Raw genomic sequence first — 20,171 nt, forward strand, 5'->3', positions numbered from 1 at the left:
TGACAGGCCCGGTGCTAGCATCCGGCTATCACCTGAATCGATCCAAATGCCGATGCCCACGCTGGACCGTCGTCTCCTGATCGCTGTCGCCGCCACGGCGATGCTCGCTTCCGGCCTGGCTTCGGCCGCGCCTGCCAGAACCGCCGCCGACAAGGCCTATGCATCGGTGGACCCGTTCATCGGCACCGGTGGCGAAGGTCACACCTATCCGGGTGCGACGGTACCGTTCGGCATGGTCCAGCTCAGCCCGGATACGCGTATCCAGCCGCGCGAGAAGGCCTACGGTTGGGCGGCCGGCTACCGCTACGACGACAGCAGCATCGTCGGCTTCTCGCACACCCATTTTTCCGGCACTGGCCATTCCGATCTGGGCGACATCCTGCTGATGCCGTTCACCGGCAGTCCCGGCCTGGAGCGTGGCGATCCCGAGAAGCCGCGCAGCGGCTATGCCTCCCGCTTCCGCCATGATGACGAGAAAGCGGAGCCGGGCTACTACGCGGTCACGTTGGACGATTACAAGGTGCGTGCCGAGCTGACCACCAGTACCCGCGTGGGCGTGCATCGCTATGCGTTCCCCAAGGGCACCGACGCCAAGGTGCTGCTGGACATGCGCACCAGCATGTACGACTACCCGGGCAAGGTGTTGTGGTCGCGGGTGCGGGTGCGTGCCGACGGCACGGTGACCGGCTTCCGCGAGACGCGCGGCTGGGCGCCGGGCCGCCAGCTGTATTTCGCGATGCGCTTCTCGCGCCCGCTGGCCAGGCATGAGCTGCACAACACCGAGCAGAACATCGTCTACAAGGGCTTCCCGCCGCCGGGCGAGAAGGATCCGTCCCAGCGCGCACAGATCGAGGGCCGTCAGCTGGTCGGTACCTTCGCATTCGGCAAGCTGGACGCACCGCTGGTGGTCAAGGTTGCCATCTCGCCGGTCAGCGAGGCCGGGGCCATTGCCAACCTCGACGCGGAAGTGGCCGACTTCGATTTCGACCGCGTGCGTGCGCAGGCGAAACAGGAATGGACGCAGGCGCTGTCGGTGCTCGACATCGATGCACCCGAGCATGCTCGCCGCAGCGCCTATACCGCGCTGTACCACACACTGTTGGGGCCGACGCTGTTCATGGATGCCGATGGCCAGTATCGCGGTTCGGACAATGCCGTGCACAAGGCCGATGGTTTCACGAATTATTCGACTTTCTCGCTGTGGGATACCTACCGTGCGTTGCATCCGTTGCTGACCCTGGTGCAGCCGGAGAAGCGCAACAGCGACTTCGTCAATTCGATGCTGGCCCACCATGAGCACAGCCCCTACGGCATGCTGCCGGTGTGGTCGTTCCATGGCCTGGAAGACTGGTGCATGATCGGCTACCACGCCGTGCCGGTGATCGCCGACGCCTATGTGAAGGGCATTCGTGGCTTCGACGCCGACAAGGCGCTGAAGGCGATGGTCGAGACCGCCAATTACGGCCCCTATGACGGTATCGCACAGTACCGCGAGCTGGGCTACGTACCGATCGACGAGGAAGGTGAAGCGGCCAGCAAGACGCTGGAATACGCCTTCGATGACTGGACCATCGCACGCATGGCGCAGGCGATGGGCAAGGGCGATATCGCGGCGACCTTCGACAAGCGCGCGGCCAACTGGCGCAATGCGTTCGACAAGGACACCGGCTTCATGCGCGCACGCAAGCGCGACGGCAGTTTCCGCGCCCCGTTCGACCCCAGCGCCAGCGGCTACGGAACCGACTACACCGAGGGCAACGCCTGGCAGTATTCCTGGTATGTGCCGCAGGACGTGGCCGGGCTGGCGGCAGCGCACGGTGGCAGCGACAAGCTGCTCGCGCGCCTGGACGAGGTGTTCAACGCCCAGGTGGATCCGTCCATCTTCGAGCACATGGAAGACATCACCGGGCTGATCGGCTGGTATGCACATGGCAACGAACCCAGCCACCATGTGGCCTACCTGTACTCGTACGCTGGCCAGCCGTGGCGCACCCAGGCGCGCCTGAAGCAGATCATGGACACCCAGTACGCCGACCGTCCGGATGGCCTGGCCGGCAACGATGACGTCGGCCAGATGTCGGCGTGGTATGTGTTCACCGCGCTGGGCTTCTATCCGGTGGCACCGGGCTCGGGCGAGTACATCCTCGGCCGCCCGTTCCTGCCGAAGACCGCGATGCGCCTGCCCAACGGCAAGACGTTCACCATCGTGGCCGATGGCCTGGATGACAAGCACACCTATGTGGGCAGCGTGAGCCTCAACGGCAAGCCGCTGCAGCGCACCTTCCTGCGCCACGACGAGATCCTGGCCGGTGGCGAGCTGCGCTTCAGCATGCAGGCCGAGCCGAACAAGGACTGGCCGGGGCAGGGCGCGCAGGCGCCGTACTCGATGAGCCGGTGATGCGGGGCGGCGCCGCATTGCCGCCGTCATTGCCCCGCACCTGGTAGGTGCCAACCTTGGTTGGCACGCGGGAGGCCAAGGGCGTCCACCAAGGTGGGCGACTACCGGAATCCGTGGGTCGGGGTGCTTTTGGTAGGTGCCAACCTTGGTTGGCACGCAGGACGTCAACGCGAACGGAACCGCACCCCCACCCGCGCGCCACCGAGCGGCGCCGTTTCGATCTTCAACATCGCACCATGTCGCTGCGCGATCTCCGCCACGATCGCCAACCCCAGCCCGCAGCCATCGCCTTCGCTGCTGGCCCGGTAGAAGCGTTCCGTGACGCGCGTGCGTTCGGCCTCGGCGATGCCGGCGCCGTCATCGTCTACCCATACCTGCACGCCGCCCGCGTCCTGCCGAACGCCGAGGGTGATTACGCCGGGCACGGCACCGTAGCGCAGCGCGTTGTCCAGCAGGTTGCCCAACGCTTCGCGCAGCAGCTGCGGATCGCCCTGCACCTGCACGCCGTCGTCTGGCCCCTCGTAGCCCAGGTCAACGCCCGCCGCCAACGCACGGTCGGCGTAGCGCTCCACCACCCCGCGTGCCAACGCAGCCAGGTCCACCGGTTGCAGTGGCAGTGCGCTGCCATGCGGATCTTCCGAGCGGCTGAGCATCAGCAGCTGGTTGACCAGATGCTGCAAGCGGGCCAGCCCGGCAAGCGTGCCGCACAGCGCCAGCTGCTGGGCCTGCGGGTCGTGCTGGCGCAATGAACTCTCCAGCTCCACCTGCATCGCTGCCAGCGGTGTGCGCAGCTGGTGCGCGGCATTGCTGACAAAGCGCCGCTGCGCATCCTGCATCGCGTCCAGACGCTGCAGCAGCGCGTTGTAGGCCTCTACCGCCGGCCACAGTTCGCGCGGTGCCTCCTGCGCGGGGTCCAACGGTGCCAACGGATCCGGCCGCGGGCTGGCCAGCTTCCGCGCAACCAGGTTGGCATGGCGAGCGGCAGCGCCTGTACCGGACCAGGCCAGCCACGCCGCCAGTGCCAGGATCGCGGCCTGGAAGGGAACGCTGGTCAGCAGCAGCTTGCGCTCCAGCCGGTGGCGTTTGCGAAGCGTCTCAGCCACGCGCAGCCGGATGTCATGGCCCGGTCCGGCGCTGACCACCACCTCGACCATGCGCACGGCCTGACCACGCAGCTGCGCATCATAGTAGACCGCGTCGTCACTGTTGGCGGACGTCGCCGGGCGGGGCAGGGCTTCGGGCAGGTCGCCATACAGACGCCCACCCTCGGCATCGACTACCTCGCCATGCACTTCGTCGGCGGTGTCCCAGCTGAACATGCGCGAGACGGCTGGGGTGATCTCGATCGAAGCACGACCATCCTGCACCGTCACCAGCTCGGACAACGACATCGCCGAATCCAGCAGCCAGCGGTCGTAGACCTGGCCGGCATAGAACCGGGCCAGCGCAAATGAACCCACTGCGCTGCACAGCAGCAGTACCAGCAGCGGTAGCCAAAGGCGCCTGAGCAGCAGGCCACGCAGGCTGTGCACGCGCTCAGTCACCCACGGCCTCCAGCCGGTATCCAAGCCCACGCAGCATACGGATGCCGACGCCGGCGCGCGCCTGTTCCAGTTTGCGGCGCAGGCGGCTGACATGCACCTCGATCACCGACAGGTTGGCCTCGTGGTCCCAGCTGTACAGCGCATCGAACAAGCGCTGCTTGGTGACGGTGCGGCCGGGATGCTGCATCAGTGCCTCGACCAGCGACAGTTCGCGCGCGGTCAACTCGATGCGCTGGCCTTCAACCTGCACTTCATTGCGGATGCTGTCGAAGCACAACCGGCCCAGCCGTTTCTGCGCCGGTGCATCGCTGCGGCGGCGCGACAGTGCACGCAGGCGGGCTTCCAGCTCACCGAGTGCGAACGGCTTGGCCAGGTAATCGTCGCCACCGCGGTCGAGGCCGAGGATGCGGTCCTCCACACCATCGCGTGCGGTCAGGATCAGCACCGGCAGGTTGGCGCCGTCATTGCGCAGGCGCGAGAGCAGGTCCAGGCCATCGACGTCGGGCAATGAAAGGTCCAGCACCATCACGTCATACGGTGCGCTGGCCAATGCCGCCGGCGCGTGCAGTCCACGCGAGAGGTGGTCGCACAGATGACCGGCACCCTGCAGGGCGCGGATCAGTCCATCGGCCAGAGCGGCGTCGTCTTCGATCAGCAGGATTCGCATTGCAAGCTTCGTGCAAGGTTGGGGCAAGTTTGGCGCAAGTGCATCACCTTACCGTGGCGTGCATGAATTTCTCCTCTCGTCTAGCGGCCGTGCTGGCCACGCTTCTGTGCGCGCCTGCGGCTTCGGCGCTGTCCCTGCAGGAAGCGCAGCGCGCAATGGAAGCACACAACCCGGACCTGCGCGCGGCGGCACTGGAGCTGCGCGGTGTGCAGGGCGATGCGCAGACGGCTGCATTACGCCCGTCCACCGAGCTGTCGATCGGCACCAGCAAGATCAGCCCCAAGCATGGTATCGGCCCCGGACGCTGGCAGGACAAGCGGGTGGACAGCACCGTGGGCCTGGGCTGGACCTGGGAGCGCGGCGGCAAGCGCGCACTGCGCATCCGCCAGGCCGACGCGCTGCTGGAAGTGGCCGGGCTGGAGATGCTCGATGCGCGGCGTCGCCAGCAGGTGGCGCTGCATGAAACCTATTTCGGCCTGAAGGGCGCCCAGGAGCGGGCGCGGATTGCTGATGCCAACCGGCAGAGTTCGGCCGAGCAGATGGCGGCGGCGGACAAGCAGGTCGCGACAGGGGCGATGGCACCGGTGGATCGCGCGCGGCTGGCGGTGGACGATCTCGCCGTAGCCGACGCGGCGCGCGAGGCGGCCCTGGATCTGCGCGATGCACGGCATGCGCTGGGGCTGCTGCTCGGCCGCGACGACAGCCATGACCTCAGCGCCGATGATCCGTGGCCAGACCCCGCGGGCAGGGTGGATACGGGTGCGTTCGACCCGCAGCAGCGTGCCGATCTGCGCGCGGCACGTTCGCGCCTGGCCGCGGCCGACGCCGGCGTGGCGCTGGCGCGCAGCGAGCGCCAGCGCGACATCCAGCTGGGTGTGGAGGCCGAGCGCGAGCCGACCGACATCAGCGGTGTCACCTGGGGTGTGTCATTGACCATTCCGCTCGGCGGCCCGTCACGTGCACGCGGCGCGATCCAGCGTGCCGAGGCCGACCGTGACAGCGCCGCGCTGGAGCTGCAGGTACTGCAGCGCGAAGCACGCGCCGAGCTGGACCAGCTGCAGGCCAGCGCGCAGTCCGCCGCACAGCGCCGCAGCGACTATGAGGGACTGCAGTCCGACGCCGCACGCAAGGCGGTGCAGGGCATCGAACTGGCGTACCGGCGCGGCGCCGCCAGCCTGACCGATCTGCTGGATGCGCGCCGCAGTTGGCGCGACTTCGAGGCCGCGCTGATCGATGCGCGCGCCGACCATGCCATTGCCCTGGCGCGCTGGGAAGCGGCCACATCCGTTGCTGAAGGAGAGTCCCGATGAAGTCCCCCGTCGCCCATCGCCCGCGGGCGCGACACGCCGTGCTGCCGGCCTTGCTGGCGCTGGCCCTGCTGGGCGGCTGCGGCCGTGAGCCGGCGTCCTACACCGAGGATGCGCCGCAGATCAGTGCCGGCCAGATCCAGTTTCCTGCCGGCAGTCGCCAGCTGGACGTGCTGCGCAGCGAGGCGGTGACCGCCGGCGCCAGCGTCAGCCTGCAGCTGCCGGGCCGGGTGGTCTGGGACGAGACCCGTTCCAGTGCACTGCGCACGCCGTTGCCGGGGCAGGTGGCGCGCATCGAGGCGCAGCCGGGCCAGAAAGTGAAGGCCGGCCAATTGATTGCCTGGATCACCTCGCCCGAGTTCGGCCAGGCCCAGGCGGAGGGCGTGCGTGGCCGCGCCGAGCTGCAGCAGGCGCGCAAGGAGCTGGAGCGCACCCGCGAGCTGCATGCGGCGGGTGTGGCGTCGGGCCGCGAACTGGACGAGGCCGAGGCCAACTTCGCCGGCAGCCAGGCCGATCATGCGCGTGCAACCGCCTTCGCCAAGGCATATGGCAACGGCCAGCGCGTCGACCAGCGCCTGCCGCTGCGCGCGCCCATTGATGGCGTGCTGGTGGAGCGGCGGATGAGCCCGGGCATGTCGGTCAGCCCGGACAGCGAACAGCCATTGGCGGTGATTGGCGATCCGGACCGCCTGTGGTTGCTGCTGGATGTTCCCGAGAGCCTGGCCGGACGCATGAAGGCGGGCATGCAGGTGAGCGTACCTGGTGCCGATGGCCAACTGCTGCAGGCGACCCTGCAGCACGTGGATGACTTCGTCGACAGCGAACGGCGCGTGGTGCAGGCGCGCGCCGAGCTGGACAACCGCGCACGCGGCTTCAAGGCGGGGCAGTACGTGCGCGCCCAGGTGGCGTTGCCGGCCGACGGCGGTGTCTCGCTGCCCGATGCGGCTGTGCTGCTGATCGACGGCAAGCAGGTGGTGTTCGTGGAGGAGGACAAGGGACGCTACGTGCGCCATGCCGTGCATGCCGAGGAACTGGGCGATGGCCGGCTGTGGGTGCGTGACGGCCTGGCGGTTGGCAGCAGGGTGGTGGTCGAGGGCGGCCTGCTGTTGCAGCAGCTGGTCGACAGCGCGCCAGCCGCCGCCAGCGCCGGCACGGGGCACGCCGCGCCATGATCGATCGCCTGATTGCCTATTGCCTGCGCCAGCCCTTGATGGTGATGCTGGCGCTGCTGTTGTTCATCGGCGCTGGCATTGCCGCGTTCCGCGTGCTGCCAGTCGAGGCCTTTCCGGATGTGTCCGATACACAGGTGACAGTGGTATCGCTGCACCCCGGGCGCGCGGCCGAAGAGGTGGAGCGCGAAGTGACGATGCCGCTGGAAGTGGCGCTGTCCGGCATTCCGCATTCGGTGCGGGTGTTCTCGCATACGCAGTTCGGCCTGTCGATGATCATCCTGACCTTCGACGACAAGGCCGATGACTACTTCGCGCGCCAGCAGGTGCTGGAGCGCCTGCAGGGCGTGGAGCTGCCGGAAGGGGTGACCCCGGAACTGGAGGCGATGAGCTCAGCGGTAGGCGAGATCTACCGCTACGTGCTCAAGGGCCCGCACATGACGCCGACCCAGCTGCGCACCGTGCAGGAATGGACGATGGAGCGCAGCCTGCGCACCGTGCCGGGCGTGGCCGATGTGATCAGCTTCGGCGGCTTCGCGCGCACGCTCCAGGTCAAGCCGGACCTGGACAAGCTGCGTGACCGCGGCATCAGCCTGGGTGAGTTCGCCGAGGCCCTGGAGAAGGGCAGCTCGAATGCCGGCGGCGGCTACGTGGAGCGCGGCCAACAGCAGTTCCTGATCCGCGGTGTGGGCCTGATGCGTTCGCCGGCCGACATCGGCAACGTGGTGGTGGCGCAGCGCGGGGGCACGCCAATCCTGGTGCGTGACCTGGCCGGCATCGCCGACACCGGCCTGCCCCGGCAGGGCCTGGTCGGCCAGGACGGCAATGACGATGCGGTGTTCGGCATGGTGCTGATGCGCAAGGGCGAGAATCCGTCCGACGTGCTCGACGCCCTGCATGCGCGCATCGCCGAGATCGAGGCCAACCGGCTGCCGCACGGGGTCAGCATCGAGCCGTTCTACGACCGCTCGTGGCTGGTCTCGACCACGCTGAAAACCGTCTTCAGCAACCTGCTGGAAGGCGCGGTGCTGGTGTTCCTGGTGCTGTGGCTGTTCCTGTACAACGCCCGCGCCGCACTGATCGTGGCGGCGATGATGCCGCTTGCGCTGCTGTCGACCTTCCTCGGCCTGCATCTGTGGGGCGTACCGGCCAACCTGCTGTCGTTGGGTGCGATGGACTTCGGCATCATCATCGATGGCGCGGTGATCGTGACCGAGCACATCGTCTCGCGATTGTCGAAGCTGCCCCCTGCGGCCGACCGGAAGACACGGTTCTCGACCATTCTTTCAGCCGCATCGGAAGTGGGGCGGCCGACGTTTTTCTCGATGTTGATCATCATCGCCGCACACATCCCGATCTTCACCCTGCAGCGCCAGGAGGGCCGCATGTTCGCGCCGATGGCTTATTCGGTGACCTCGGCGTTGATCGGTGCATTGATCCTGGCGCTGACCGTGGTGCCCCTGTTCTGCTACTGGTGGTTGCGGCGCGACCGCATGCGCGACGGCAATCCGCTGATGGACCGCCTGACCGGCTGGTACCGGCCGATCCTGGAGCGCGCTCTGGCCCGCCCGCGTGCGGTGGTACTGACCGCGGTTGCGCTGCTGGTCGGCACGCTCGCGCTGGGCACCCGGCTGGGTTCGGAGTTCCTGCCGGAGCTGGACGAGGGCTCGATCTGGTTGACCGCCACGCTTGACCCCAGCACCAGCCTGGCCGAGGCGCAGCAGCAGTCGCGGCGCATCCGTGAGCTGGTCGGCACCTTCCCGCAGGTATCGACGGTGGTGGCCAAGCTGGGGCGCCCGGAAGACGGCTCCGATGCCAAGGGCGCCAACCAGATCGAGGCGCTGGTGGCGTTGAAGCCGGAGAAGGAATGGCCGAAGGGCGTGAACAAGCGGCAGCTGGTCAGTGATCTGCAGCGCACGCTGGAGCAGCGTATTCCAGGGCCGGAGTTCTCGATCTCGCAGCCGGTGCGCGACAACATCCTGGAGAGCATCTCGCAGATCAAGGGCCAGGTGGTGATCAAGGTCAGCGGCTCGGATCTGGACGTGTTGAACCAGCAGGCGCAAGCGATCCTGGGCCAGGTGCGTAGCGTGGAGGGCGTAGAGAGTGCCTTCATCGACCGTGACGGCTCACTGCCGCAGCTGCAGATCGAAATCGACCGCGACCGTGCTGCGCGCTATGGCTTGAACGTGCGCGACATCGACGAGGTGATCGAGACCGCACTGGGCGGGCGCCAGGTCGGCGAACTCTGGGAGGGCGACCGCAGGTTCCCGATCACGCTGCGCCTGGACGACGCCGATCGTGACCTGCAGCGGCTGCGCACGGTGCCGGTCGGCATCGGCGATGGGCACACGGTGATACTGTCCGACGTGGCCGACTTCCGCATGGCCAGCGGCGCGATCAACATCTCGCGCGAGAACGCACAGCGGGTCAAGGCGGTGAGCATTTTCATCGCCGGGCGTGACATGGGCAGCGTGGTGGCCGACATGCGCAAGCGCGTGGACGCCAGCGTGCAGTTGCCGGAAGGCTACCGGCTGGAATGGTCCGGGGAGTTCGAGAACCAGCAGCGTGCGATGAAGCGGCTGGGCTGGGTGATCCCGTTGTCGGTGCTGATCATCTTCGTGCTGCTGTTCGATGCCTTCAAGGACATCAGCAGTGCGGCGCTGATCCTGGCCAACGTGCCACTGGCGATGATCGGCGGCATTCTCGCCCTGTGGTTGACCGGCATCCCGCTGTCGGTGTCCGCGGCGATCGGTTTCATTGCATTGTTCGGGCAGGCGGTCCTGAACGGGGTGGTGATGCTCAGTCGATTTGCCCAGCTGCGCGAGCAGGGCATGGACCTGCTGCAGTCGGTGGTGCAGGGCTCGCTGCAGCGCCTGCGCACGGTGCTGATGACCGCACTGCTGGCGATGTTCGGCCTGCTGCCGATGGCGACCTCGCATGCCATTGGCGCCGAGACCCAGAAGCCGCTGGCGGTGGTGGTGATCGGTGGCCTGCTGTCGGCGATGCTGCTGACCCTGCTGGTACTGCCCACGCTGTACTACTGGGTGCATCACCGCCGCGAGGCTCGCACGGGCTGACGGCGATATCCGGCTCTCCGCCCGGTAGAGGCCAACCTTGGTTGGCAGACGGCGAAGCGCCCACCAAGGTGGGCGACTACCGGTGTGCGATGGCCGCGAACTACACCATCCCGCCATTGGCGCGCAGCACCTGGCCGTTGATCCATCCGCCATCGGCACCGGCCAGGAAGGCAACCGCACCGGCGATGTCCTCCGGCGTACCCAGCCGCTCCAAGGGGTTCATCTTCGCCAGCCGCTCGATCAGTTCCGGCGACTTGCCGTCCAGGAACAGGTCGGTGGCGGTCGGGCCGGGCGCCACTGCATTCACGGTGATGTTGCGCCCGCGCAGCTCCTTGCTGAGGATCGCGCCCATCGTCTCCACCGCCGCCTTGCTGGCGGCATACACGCTGTAGTTCTCCAGCTTGATGCCAACCACGCTGGTGGACAGGGTGATCAGGCGGCCACCGTCGCGCACCCGTCGCGCGCTCTCGCGCAGCACGTTGAAGGCGCCTTTCAGGTTGATCCCGATCACCCTCTCGAACAGGGCGTCGTCGGTATCGGCCAATGGTGCCAGCTGCAACACGCCGGCACTGTTCACCACTACGTCTATACCGCCGAAGCGCGCCTCGATGGCATCGAACAGCTGCCGCACCGCCTGCGGATCGGCGACATCGGCCTGCAGCGCGATGGCCTGCGCGCCGGCCGCGCTGAGTTCGGCCGCCAATGCATCGGCGTCGTCGCGGCGGCCCGCATAGTTGATCGCGAGCGCGTGGCCATCGGCGGCCAGGCGGCGGGAGATGGCGGCGCCGATGCCACGGGAGCCGCCGGTGACCAGTGCGACAGAGCGGGCGGGGGAGAGGGTCATGGTCGGTTCCAGCGGGCGCGCCGGAGTGGCGCAGGGCCATCTTCGCGACATTGCCTTTTCGGATAATCCTGCATAATCCGTCAACATCATCCGGACAGCCGAACAATGGATCGTTTCACGGCCATGCGCGCCTTCGTCCGTATCGTCGAGCGCCGCAGCTTCACCCGGGCCTCCGAGGACCTGGGCCTGCCGCGGGCCACGGTGACCGACGCGATCAAGGCGCTGGAACAGCGGCTGGGCGTGCGCCTGCTACACCGGACCACCCGGCTGGTGGTGCCGACGCTGGAAGGCGAGGCCTTCTATGGCCGTTGCCTGCGCCTGATCGCCGACATGGACGATGCCGAGGCAGCGTTCCGTGATGCCCCGCCACGTGGCCCGTTGCGCATTGAAGTGCATGGCACGCTGGGCCGGCACCTGCTGTTTCCGCACCTGCCGGAGTTCCTGCAGCGCTACCCGGAGATCGAGCTGGACGTCAGTGAAGGCGACCGCTATGTTGACCTGCTGCGCGAAGGCGTGGATGCGGCGTTGCGGGTGGGGACGCTGGCCGACAGCGATCTGGCGGCGCGCCGGTTGACGATGCTGCGCGAGGTCACGGTGGCCGCGCCGGGTTATGTGCAGGCGCACGGCCTGCCCGATACCATTGAATCGCTGGAGCAAGGCCATCAGATGGTCGGCTACCGGTCCAGCGCCACTGGCCAACTGATCCCTCTGGAGTTCCAACAGGCGGGACAGGTGCGCTACGTGCCGCTGCCGGCGCGGGTGCGTGTTTCCGGCGCGGATGCATTCCTTGGGGCCGCGTTGGCGGGCCTGGGCATCATCCAGGCGCCGCGCTACCGGATGGACCCGTATATCGCGCGCGGGCAGCTGGTCGAGCTGTTGCCTGAGACGCCGCCGACGCCAAGCCCGTTGAGCCTGGTCTACCCGCGCAACCGCACGCCGTCGCCACGCTTGCGGGTGTTCATCGACTGGGCGGCCGGGGTGTTCGAGCAGACCGGGGTTGCCGGCCAGCGGCCGGCACTACCGACCAGGGGCGCGCGCGCTGGGTAGTGCCGGCCGCTGGCCGGCAGCACCGAAGCAACGTTCCTGAGACGCTGCCATGGGCTGGCTGTGCAGGGTAGTGCCGGCCGCTGGCCGGCAACTGCAATGCGCTTGATGTACCAGGGGTGCCGGCCAGCGGCCGGCACTACCGGGCGGCAGCGCCCGGCAGCACCAGCTCGAACACGGTGCCGGTGTCATCCGACACAACACTCACACTACCGCCATGGGCCTGTGCAATCGCGCGGGTGATCGCCAGCCCCAGTCCGGCACCTTCGTGGCGACCGCGCTCGCCGCGGTAGAAGCGATCGAACAGGCGCGGCAGCGCTTCGGCGGCAATCGGCGTGCCAAGGTTGTGCACGCTGACCCTGCACACGCCATCGGCCTCGAGCAGCCGCACCCGTACTTCGCTGCCCACGGCTGCGTGCTTCAACGCGTTGGACAGCAGGTTGGCGATCGCACGGTGCAGCATCAGGCGGTTGCCTTCCACGCTCGCCACACCGTCGCGGCGCAGGGTCAACTTCCGGTCCTCGGCCAGCAGGTCGTAGAACTCGAGCAGCGAATCCACCACCCCATCCAGCGCCACCGGCTCGCGTGAGGGAAGCGCGCCCGGCGCCTCGGCCTGCGCCAGGTACAGCAGGTCGCCCACGGTCTGCGCCAGCTGCTGCAGTTCTTCGGCACACGACGCCAGCGTCTCGCGGTAGGCCTCGTTGCTGCGCGGGTGCGCCAGCACCACCTGCACCTGGGTCAGCATGTTGGTGATCGGGGTGCGCAACTCGTGGGCGAGATCACCGGAGAACTCGGTCAGCCGCGCGAAGTCCTGCTGCAGGCGTGCCAGCATGCCGTTGAGGGTCTGCGCCAACTGCTCCAGTTCGGCCGGTGCACTGCGCGCGCTCAGGCGGCGCTGCAGGCGACCGGCGGTGATCTGCCTGGCCTCATCGGCCAGCGTGCGCAGCGGCCGTAGCGTACGCCGCACCACATAACCGCCGAGCAGGCTGCTGGCCACCGTGGCGCCGATGATCGCGATCGCCAGCAGGTGGCGAAAGCGCTGCAGGAAATCGGCATGGCGGTCGTCATCGATGGCCAGCAGGGTGACCAGCGGGCTGCCGTCGGCCAGGGTCTGGCGCAGGTGCAGGGCATGCATGCAGCGGCCATCGGCGAGGATCCAGTCGTGCCGCCGTGGCGCGGCGTCGATCGGCTGGCCGCGTGCATGCTCGCGCAGCAGCGCCGGTGCGGTCGAGAACAGCACCGCGCCACGCCCATCAACAACGTGGAAGGCGATGTCCGGATGATGGCCCAGCGCCTCTGCCAAGCGCTTCGCGCGTGCGGACGCAGGTCCGTTATCGGCGAGGTCACGGATCAACGCGACCTTGTTTTCCAGTTCGACGAAGTCCTGGGCGACCAGGTCGTGGCGGGCACTGACATAGATCGCCACGCCCAACGCGGCCAGCACCAGCGTGGCCACGATGGCGAACAGCAGCGTCAGACGCACCGCGATGGAACGGCGCAGGCTCATCCGCTGTGCACTGCACCGTCGTCCGGCGCCTCCAGCACATAGCCCATGCCGCGTACGGTGACGATCAGCTTGGCATCGAAGTCATCGTCGATCTTCGCGCGCAGGCGGCGGATCGCCACGTCGATCACGTTGGTGTCGCTGTCGAAATTCATGTCCCACACCTGCGAAGCGATCAACGAGCGCGGCAGCACTTCGCCGCGTCGGCGCGCCAGCAGCTCCAGCAGGGTGTATTCCTTCTGGCTGAGGGTGATGCGCTGGCCGCCGCGTTCAACCCGGCGGCGCAGGGTGTCCACCACCAGGTCGGCGACGACGACGCGCTCGGCCTGCGGCTGCGCCTGGCCGCGACGCAGCAGGGTGCGTACCCGCGCCAGCAGCTCGGCGAAGGCGAATGGCTTGGCCAGGTAGTCGTCGGCGCCCAGCTCAAGGCCCTGCACGCGGTCGGCGATGCTGCTGCGCGCGGTCAGGAACAGTACCGGCACCTGCCAGCCGGCCTCGCGCAGCCGCGACAGCACGTTCCAGCCATCCAGGCCGGGCAGCATCACGTCGAGGATGACCAGCTGGTACTCGCCGCTGCCGGCCAGGTGCAGCCCGTCGACGCCGTTGCAGGCGAGATCGACCACGTAGCCGGCCTCGATCAGCCCCTGGCGCAGGTAGTTGCCGGTCTTGGGTTCGTCTTCGACGATCAGCAGTTTCATGATGCGCCCATCATCGCAGCTTGGGCCCGTACCGGAACGGATTGATCATGCCAGTGGGTCCAGCGTGCCAAGCACCGCGACGCAGGCCAGCACCAGCAGCGCCAGCAGCGATTCGCAGGCCAGGCTTTGGCGGAGCGAGCGCAGCGGCCTGGGTTGCCAGCCGCCACGGATGGAGACCGCCAGCGCCGGCACCAGCCGCCAGCGATGCAGCGCGGCCAGGCCCAGCATGCCACCGACCAGGGCGAGTTTGAGCAGCAGCCAGCGTCCGTGCGCAGTGCCGATGAGGGTCTGCACGGAACCGCCAAGATCGACATAGGTATAGGCGCCGGTCATCGCCAGGGTGGCGACGATGATCGTGCCGGGCAGGGCGAAGCCGTGGGCGGCCTGCCACAGCTCCCGGGTGCGTTCGCGCAGGTGTAGGCCTTGTGGACGCAGCGCCAGTTGCAGAATGGCGGCGATCGCGCCGACCCAGGCGCCGGCGGCCAGCAGGTGCACGTTGCCGGCCAGCAGCCGCAGCGTGCCACCGAACCCATCGCCCGCAGCGGCGTGGCCGTTCCAGGACAGGCTGGCGAGGGCCATTCCGGACAACGCGAGCAGCGCCACGCGCCGCGGTCCACCCAGCGGCGTGGCGGATGCCAGCAGGGGCAGCATCGCCAGCACCGCCACGGTGCGCAGCAGGCCGGCTTCACCTACCGGCGTGCTGGTGAGGAACCAGTGCGCCGTTGCAGGGTCGATGTCGACCGGCGCGATGCCGAGCACACCGGACAAGCGGGTGATGGCATCGGTGACCACCACGGCCAACGCGATCAGGGCGAGCGCCAGCGAGACGCCGCGCGGTAGCCGCGGACGGACGAACAGCATCCGCCCGAACAGCAGCATCAGCACCAGGTACAGCGCCAGCCGCAGCGCATACGGCGAGAGCTCGGCCATGGCGGCGGCCTTACTTCACGGTGAAGCGGTAGTTGCCGGTCATCGGATGACTGTCCTGGCCGACCGCGCGCCATTGCAGTGCGTAGCTGCCTGCGGGCAGCGGCTTGGCGAAACGCGCGCGCAGCGTGTGGCCATCTTCGGAAATGTCCTGTGCGGTGGTGGGCATGGCCATCTTCATGCGGCCATGGTCCATGCTCAGTTCGATGCGGGTGGCACGCGGCATCACCTTCTCACTGAACTGCAGCGTGATCTCGGTCGCCGGGGCAATGGTGGCGTCGGCGGCCGGCGTCGAACGCACCAGGCTGGGATGGGCCAGCGCCAGCGGCGCAACCGCGAGGCCGGACAGGAGAAGAGCAAGGGAAGCGGAGCGGAGCAGGGAACGGGACATGCGCGGGACACCTGTGGAAGACGTGGCCCACAGGGTGGAGGGCAGCGCCTTTCGCTGCCCTGACCCGTACATTACCGATCTGTAATGTTCCGTCCACGCACCGGTGGTGCCGGCCGCTGGCCGGCGTCACAGTGCTGCCAACGGCCCCTGCATGCGATGGAAACTGCCATCGGTGGCGGTGAACCAGGCCAGCGAACGCCCACCGACGAAGTCATCGACATGCACGACCGTTGCGCCATCGGCTTCCTGCCACGAAATGGCATAGACCCCTTCGCTGATCTGCTGCCACTCGCAGGCGGCTTCGCCCTGCGCACCGGCATAGGCGCCGGAAACGATGGCGTACTGCACGTGGCGGCCATCGGCGCTGTAGACATTGTCGGCGGCCAGGCCGTCATAGCTGACGCGGAAGCGGCGGCCGGCGAACAACGGCAAGGCGGGGGCCGTGTTCATCGGATCGCCACCGGGTTGATGTTGACCTGGGTCGAGCCGACGTAAAGCGGCTGGCCGAGCACGAACAGGAATTCCCAGGCCTTGTCGCGCACCAGCGCACGGCTGTCGATCAGCTCCAGGTTGTAGATGCCGCGCTTGGCCAGCATGTACTGGTTGATCGGGAACTCCTCGGTACCGTTCGGGTTCGGGTAGACCTCCGAGGCCCAGGTGTCGCCACCGAAGGCGACGATGCCCTGGTCGGCCAGCCACTTCGCGGCCTCCATGCCGATACCCGGCTCCACTTCCAGGAACTGTGTGTTGTCCTTGCCGATCAGTTCCAGCCAACCGGTGTTGAACAGCACCACGTCGCCCTTGCGCAGGCTCAGTCCCTGCTTCTTCAGCACGGCCTGGATGTCGGCCACGGTGAACTCGGTGCCGCCGGGCACGATCGCCTTGCCGTAGTACGCGGTCATGTCCAGCACGACGCCGCGGGTGACCATCGGCGGTACCTTCTCGACGCCGAGCTTGCGCACACCGTCCACGGTGACGAAGTCGGCGGCCTTGTTGCCGTTGTAGTAGACGTTGTCGATGCCGATATGGCCGATGCCGTTGAGCTGGGTGCCAACGCCGGTCCAGGCGTTCACCAGTTCATCGTTGAAGGTGAACTTGTTGGGGCCCAGCGACTTGCCGGCCTGCTGGCCGACCTGCACGTTGTACAGGCGGAAGCTGCGGTGGCGGAACGCGGGCAGGTTCTTGTCCACCGGCACCGCCAGCGGATAGGTCTTGCCGGTCCTGACCAGCGAGACCGCGTGCTTGACAACGTCAGCGGTGAGCAGGTTGGCCGCGCCGATCTCGTCGTTGGCGCCGTAGGCAGAGGGATACCACTCCTCGGCGGTGGCCTGGAAGGACAGCGGCAGGGTGGCCAGCGCAAGCGCGGCCAGGGTCTTCATCTTCATGGCAAAGCTCCGGTAACTGTCAGGCCGTCGCGGTGGCGCCGGCATGGGCCGGGAAGTGCGGCAGCACGTACTCGGCGATTTCGTGGAAGGTTTCGGCCAACGGCCGTTCGTTGCGGCGGAACTGCAGGCCGATGTGGTCGACACCGGCCGCCTGCATGGCGTGCAGCTCGGCCAGCAGGGCGATGCGGCCGCCACGCAGGCCGAAGCGCCAGCGCTGCAGGGGGGCGTCGGCATCGTCCACCAGGTCCAGGTGGATGAAGCTGGCATACGGCTTGTTGCCGGCCACGGCGCGCCACGCCGCCACGCGTTGCGCATGGTCCTGCGGCGCGCCCGGGTAGGCCAGGCAGCCATCCATGTGCTGGCCGATCCATGCTGGTTGCTGTTGGGCCAGGCCGGCCACGAACAACGGCAGGGCCGGGCCATCGGCGGGCAGTACGTCCAGGCCCTGCGGCAGGTGCGCGGTGGCGCCTTCGCGCAGCAGCGCGATCTGCTCGCGGAAACGGCTGCCACGGCTGTCGAAGTCGCGGCCGAACAGCGGGTATTCCACCGGGCGGTCTCCACTGGCTACGCCCAGCAACAGGCGGTCGCCGCTGAGCCGCTGCACGCTGCGCGCCGACTTCAGGGTCAGCAACGGCTCACGGATCGGCAGCACCACCGCACCGGTGCCCAGCAGGATGTCATTGGTGATGCCGGCCAGGTAGCCGAGGTAACTGAATACCTCGAACACCTGCGCCGCATCGCCGAAGGCCGGGTCGTACACCGGCACGTCGCGTACCCACAGCGCACGGAAGCCGAGGCGGTCGGCCAACCGTGCCAGTTCCGCATGGCGCTGCAGGTCCGGTTCACCGGGCAGGCGTCGTGCGGCGCGTCGTACCTGTTCGCCCAGCGGCGTCCAGTCATTGTCCAGCGGTGCTTCGATGCCGATGCTGAAACCACCGGCCTGCAGCCGCGCCAACGCACTGCCCATGGCCAGGCTCCTCAGTCCCAGGCCGGGGCCAGGCCCGGCGGATCGACTTCGCGGCCGTTGCGGTCAAGTGCAGCGATCGCGGCCATGTCATCGGCATCCAGGTGCAGGTCCTGGGCGAGCAGGTTGCTGGCCAGATTCTCGCGCTTGGTCGAGGACGGGATGACCGAGTAACCCAGTTGCAGTGCCCACGCTAGCGCGACCTGGGCCACGGTGGCCTGGTGCTTGTCGGCGATGGCGGCCAGCACCGGATCCTTCAGCACCTTGCCGTAGGCCAGGGTCATGTAGGAGGTCACGGTGATGCCCTGGTCCTGCAGGAAGGCGGTCAGTGCCGGGTTCTGCAGGTATGGGCTCAGTTCGATCTGGTTGGTGGCGATCTCGCCGGCACCGACCACCTCGATGGCCTGCCGGGTCAGCTCGATGTTGAAGTTGGACACACCGATCTGGCGGGTCAGACCCAGCGTCTTGGCTTCGGCCAGCGCGGTCATGTACTCGCGCAGTTCAACGCCATTGCCCGGCGCCGGCCAGTGGATCAGCAGCAGGTCGACGTAGTCGGTGCGCAGCTTGGCCAGGCTGTCGCGCAGGCTCGGGATCAGCTTGTCGGCGGCGTAGTTGTCCACCCAGATCTTGGTGGTCAGGAACAGCTGGTCGCGCGGGACGCCGGATTCGGCGATGGCCTGGCCGACTTCGGCTTCGTTGCCGTAGATCTGCGCGGTATCGACCGCACGGTAGCCAACGTCGAGGGCGTTGCGCACCGAGTCGATGACGGTCTGGCCGGTCAGGCGGAAGGTGCCGACGCCAAAGGAAGGAACGCTCATGATGGACTCCAGGGACTTCGTTGAGAGCCGGTGGGCTCGGGACAGGGCGAAGTGTGGGCGCTTTACATTTGTTGATTAAGCCGTGTATACGGGAAACGCTTTTGCGCCGAGGTAAAAAATGAAAACCACTCTGGATGAGCTGAAGGCTTTCGTGGCCGTGGTCGACAGCGGTTCGATCACGGCGGCGGCCGAGGCGCTGGAACTGACCATCTCTGCCACCAGCCGCACCCTGGCGCGGCTGGAGGACAAGCTGCAGACCACGCTGCTGCGACGGACCACGCGGCGGCTGGAACTGACCGAGGAAGGCGCGGCGTTCCTGGAGTACGCGCGCACGATCCTGGCCACGGTGGACGAGGCCGAGGAACAGATGGCCGCGCGGCGGCTGCAGCCGGTCGGGCGCCTGCGCGTGGACGCCGCCACGCCGTTCATGCTGCACGTGATCGTGCCGCTGCTTGAGGGGTTCCGTGAGCGCTACCCGCAGGTGGAGCTGGAGCTGAATTCCAACGAAGGCATCACCGACCTGATCGAGAAGCGCACCGACGTAGCATTCCGCATTGGCGTGCTGCGCGATTCGACCCTGCATGCGCGGCCGATCGGCCACAGCCGCATCCGGGTGGTGGCCAGCCCCGAATACCTGCGCCGCCACGGCACGCCCACGCGCGTGGAGCAGCTGCGTGAGCACGACCTGCTGGGCTTCACCCAGCCCAGTTCGTTGAACGAATGGCCGCTGCAGGATGCCGATGGTGGGCCTTTCGTGATCGAGCCGGCCATCGCTTCATCCAGTGGCGAGACACTGCGGCAGATGGCGGTAGCCGGGCTGGGCATCGCCTGCCTGTCTGATTTCCTGACCCGCCAGGACCGGCGTGATGGCCGCCTGGTGCAACTGTTCGCCAGGCAGACGCAGGAAGTGCGGCAGCCGATCAACGCGGTGTACTACCGCAACACCGCGCTGGCCGCCCGCATCACCTGTTTCGTGGACCACGTGACGCAGACGCTCGGCCAGCGTCCGTTTGACGAATAAGGAGGGGTAGAGCCGGCCGCTGGCCGGCTTTCCCCACCTGCCGGATCACAGCAGCTGCCGGCCAGCGGCCGGCACTACCAACTGTGTATCACCTGTTGCGTGGCCCATCCATGGATGGGTAGAGCCGGGCGCTGGCCGGCTGCCGGGTCCTTGGGGCTGCCGGCCAGCGGCCGGCACTACCAAATGCGTATCACCTGATGCGTGGCCCATGTACGGATGGGTAGAGCCGGGCGCTGGCCGGCTGCCGGGTCCCCGGGGCTGCCGGCCAGCGGCCGGCACTACCGGCGGTTGTGCAGCGCCCGCCGGTTGCCGATGTGCGCGCATGCTAGCAGCACGCCACCAGTGGCTGTCGCCACGCCATGCCAGCGCAGCGATTCCTTCAGCGGCAGGTACAGCGAGGCCGACAGCAGCAG

General features: G+C 67.8%; 17 protein-coding genes and 1 pseudogene. 6 read left to right on the top strand and 12 right to left on the bottom strand.

Features of this window, described 5'->3' with window-relative positions:
- Positions 1-46: 46 nt before the first annotated feature.
- Positions 47-2,398, top strand: a complete 2,352-nt coding sequence (locus AC5P99_RS17840; RefSeq protein WP_495213377.1) for a GH92 family glycosyl hydrolase — start codon at positions 47-49, stop codon at positions 2,396-2,398.
- Between the two features lie 164 nt (positions 2,399-2,562).
- On the opposite strand, the gene AC5P99_RS17845 is transcribed toward AC5P99_RS17840, so the two are convergent.
- Positions 2,563-3,942, bottom strand: a complete 1,380-nt coding sequence (locus AC5P99_RS17845; RefSeq protein WP_495213378.1) for a sensor histidine kinase N-terminal domain-containing protein — start codon at positions 3,940-3,942, stop codon at positions 2,563-2,565.
- Positions 3,935-4,609 carry a response regulator gene (locus AC5P99_RS17850; RefSeq protein ID WP_495213379.1) on the bottom strand — a complete coding sequence of 225 codons (675 nt, stop codon included), beginning with the start codon at positions 4,607-4,609 and terminating at the stop codon, positions 3,935-3,937. The genes AC5P99_RS17845 and AC5P99_RS17850 overlap by 8 nt, the downstream gene beginning before the upstream one ends.
- Positions 4,610-4,671: 62 nt before the next feature.
- Between AC5P99_RS17850 and AC5P99_RS17855 the strand changes: the two genes are divergently transcribed.
- From AC5P99_RS17855 to AC5P99_RS17865, 3 genes are read left to right on the top strand one after another with little or no spacing between them, the layout of a single operon-like run.
- Positions 4,672-5,919 (top strand): TolC family protein, encoded by a 1,248-nt coding sequence (locus tag AC5P99_RS17855; RefSeq protein WP_099604801.1) that lies wholly within the window; start codon positions 4,672-4,674, stop codon positions 5,917-5,919.
- Positions 5,916-7,088: an efflux RND transporter periplasmic adaptor subunit gene (locus AC5P99_RS17860; protein ID WP_495213380.1), complete on the top strand. Its 1,173-nt coding sequence runs from the start codon at positions 5,916-5,918 to the stop codon at positions 7,086-7,088. The genes AC5P99_RS17855 and AC5P99_RS17860 overlap by 4 nt, the downstream gene beginning before the upstream one ends.
- Positions 7,085-10,162 (top strand): efflux RND transporter permease subunit, encoded by a 3,078-nt coding sequence (locus AC5P99_RS17865; RefSeq protein ID WP_495213381.1) that lies wholly within the window; start codon positions 7,085-7,087, stop codon positions 10,160-10,162. The genes AC5P99_RS17860 and AC5P99_RS17865 overlap by 4 nt, the downstream gene beginning before the upstream one ends.
- Before the next feature lie 100 nt (positions 10,163-10,262).
- On the opposite strand, the gene AC5P99_RS17870 is transcribed toward AC5P99_RS17865, so the two are convergent.
- Positions 10,263-11,006, bottom strand: coding sequence for an SDR family oxidoreductase (locus tag AC5P99_RS17870; protein WP_495213382.1), 744 nt, complete (start codon positions 11,004-11,006; stop codon positions 10,263-10,265).
- A gap of 105 nt (positions 11,007-11,111) precedes the next feature.
- On the opposite strand from AC5P99_RS17870, the gene AC5P99_RS17875 reads away from it, so the two are divergent.
- A complete protein-coding gene (locus AC5P99_RS17875) occupies positions 11,112-12,053 on the top strand; it encodes a LysR family transcriptional regulator (RefSeq protein WP_049450869.1) in 942 nt (313 codons plus the stop codon).
- 136 nt (positions 12,054-12,189) lie between these two features.
- On the opposite strand, the gene AC5P99_RS17880 is transcribed toward AC5P99_RS17875, so the two are convergent.
- From AC5P99_RS17880 to dkgB, 8 genes are all read right to left on the bottom strand, one after another.
- Positions 12,190-13,557, bottom strand: a complete 1,368-nt coding sequence (locus tag AC5P99_RS17880; protein ID WP_495213383.1) for a heavy metal sensor histidine kinase — start codon at positions 13,555-13,557, stop codon at positions 12,190-12,192.
- Positions 13,554-14,252 carry a heavy metal response regulator transcription factor gene (locus tag AC5P99_RS17885; RefSeq protein WP_495213384.1) on the bottom strand — a complete coding sequence of 233 codons (699 nt, stop codon included), beginning with the start codon at positions 14,250-14,252 and terminating at the stop codon, positions 13,554-13,556. Before AC5P99_RS17885 ends, AC5P99_RS17880 begins: the two co-directional genes overlap by 4 nt.
- Before the next feature lie 45 nt (positions 14,253-14,297).
- Complete coding sequence (gene copD / locus AC5P99_RS17890; RefSeq protein WP_495213385.1) at positions 14,298-15,182, bottom strand: copper homeostasis membrane protein CopD; 885 nt, start codon at positions 15,180-15,182, stop codon at positions 14,298-14,300.
- 10 nt (positions 15,183-15,192) lie between these two features.
- On the bottom strand, positions 15,193-15,570 hold the full coding sequence (gene copC / locus AC5P99_RS17895) for a copper homeostasis periplasmic binding protein CopC (RefSeq protein WP_495213386.1): 378 nt from the start codon (positions 15,568-15,570) through the stop codon (positions 15,193-15,195).
- A gap of 126 nt (positions 15,571-15,696) precedes the next feature.
- Complete coding sequence (locus AC5P99_RS17900; RefSeq protein WP_049471694.1) at positions 15,697-16,020, bottom strand: MoaF-related domain-containing protein; 324 nt, start codon at positions 16,018-16,020, stop codon at positions 15,697-15,699.
- Positions 16,017-16,955 (bottom strand): cyclase family protein, encoded by a 939-nt coding sequence (locus tag AC5P99_RS17905; RefSeq protein ID WP_495213387.1) that lies wholly within the window; start codon positions 16,953-16,955, stop codon positions 16,017-16,019. Before AC5P99_RS17905 ends, AC5P99_RS17900 begins: the two co-directional genes overlap by 4 nt.
- A gap of 19 nt (positions 16,956-16,974) precedes the next feature.
- Positions 16,975-17,922 carry a TIGR03571 family LLM class oxidoreductase gene (locus AC5P99_RS17910; protein ID WP_495213388.1) on the bottom strand — a complete coding sequence of 316 codons (948 nt, stop codon included), beginning with the start codon at positions 17,920-17,922 and terminating at the stop codon, positions 16,975-16,977.
- An 11-nt stretch (positions 17,923-17,933) separates the two neighbouring features.
- Positions 17,934-18,737 (bottom strand): 2,5-didehydrogluconate reductase DkgB, encoded by an 804-nt coding sequence (dkgB, locus tag AC5P99_RS17915; protein ID WP_065183956.1) that lies wholly within the window; start codon positions 18,735-18,737, stop codon positions 17,934-17,936.
- 118 nt (positions 18,738-18,855) lie between these two features.
- On the opposite strand from dkgB, the gene AC5P99_RS17920 reads away from it, so the two are divergent.
- The gene (locus AC5P99_RS17920) at positions 18,856-19,758 is read left to right on the top strand and encodes a LysR family transcriptional regulator (protein ID WP_005409836.1); all 903 of its coding nucleotides are present in this window, start codon (positions 18,856-18,858) and stop codon (positions 19,756-19,758) included.
- A 278-nt stretch (positions 19,759-20,036) separates the two neighbouring features.
- Here AC5P99_RS17920 and AC5P99_RS17925 read toward each other — a convergent pair.
- Positions 20,037-20,171, bottom strand: a pseudogene (locus tag AC5P99_RS17925) (MerC domain-containing protein); the annotation flags it as partial.

It is taken from the genome of Stenotrophomonas sp. YJH_SMC_80, from assembly GCF_059372495.1.

Bases quoted from the DNA above. Each gene is read 5' to 3' on its own strand.
- AC5P99_RS17840 (WP_495213377.1), top strand. From the start codon at position 47: ATGCCGATGCCCACGCTGGACCGTCGTCTCCTGATCGCTGTCGCCGCC.
- AC5P99_RS17850 (WP_495213379.1), bottom strand. From the start codon at position 4,609: ATGCGAATCCTGCTGATCGAAGACGACGCCGCTCTGGCCGATGGACTG.
- AC5P99_RS17855 (WP_099604801.1), top strand. From the start codon at position 4,672: ATGAATTTCTCCTCTCGTCTAGCGGCCGTGCTGGCCACGCTTCTGTGC.
- AC5P99_RS17860 (WP_495213380.1), top strand. From the start codon at position 5,916: ATGAAGTCCCCCGTCGCCCATCGCCCGCGGGCGCGACACGCCGTGCTG.
- AC5P99_RS17865 (WP_495213381.1), top strand. From the start codon at position 7,085: ATGATCGATCGCCTGATTGCCTATTGCCTGCGCCAGCCCTTGATGGTG.
- AC5P99_RS17870 (WP_495213382.1), bottom strand. From the start codon at position 11,006: ATGACCCTCTCCCCCGCCCGCTCTGTCGCACTGGTCACCGGCGGCTCC.
- AC5P99_RS17875 (WP_049450869.1), top strand. From the start codon at position 11,112: ATGGATCGTTTCACGGCCATGCGCGCCTTCGTCCGTATCGTCGAGCGC.
- AC5P99_RS17880 (WP_495213383.1), bottom strand. From the start codon at position 13,557: ATGAGCCTGCGCCGTTCCATCGCGGTGCGTCTGACGCTGCTGTTCGCC.
- AC5P99_RS17885 (WP_495213384.1), bottom strand. From the start codon at position 14,252: ATGAAACTGCTGATCGTCGAAGACGAACCCAAGACCGGCAACTACCTG.
- copD (WP_495213385.1), bottom strand. From the start codon at position 15,182: ATGGCCGAGCTCTCGCCGTATGCGCTGCGGCTGGCGCTGTACCTGGTG.
- copC (WP_495213386.1), bottom strand. From the start codon at position 15,570: ATGTCCCGTTCCCTGCTCCGCTCCGCTTCCCTTGCTCTTCTCCTGTCC.
- AC5P99_RS17900 (WP_049471694.1), bottom strand. From the start codon at position 16,020: ATGAACACGGCCCCCGCCTTGCCGTTGTTCGCCGGCCGCCGCTTCCGC.
- AC5P99_RS17905 (WP_495213387.1), bottom strand. From the start codon at position 16,955: ATGAAGATGAAGACCCTGGCCGCGCTTGCGCTGGCCACCCTGCCGCTG.
- AC5P99_RS17910 (WP_495213388.1), bottom strand. From the start codon at position 17,922: ATGGGCAGTGCGTTGGCGCGGCTGCAGGCCGGTGGTTTCAGCATCGGC.
- dkgB (WP_065183956.1), bottom strand. From the start codon at position 18,737: ATGAGCGTTCCTTCCTTTGGCGTCGGCACCTTCCGCCTGACCGGCCAG.
- AC5P99_RS17920 (WP_005409836.1), top strand. From the start codon at position 18,856: ATGAAAACCACTCTGGATGAGCTGAAGGCTTTCGTGGCCGTGGTCGAC.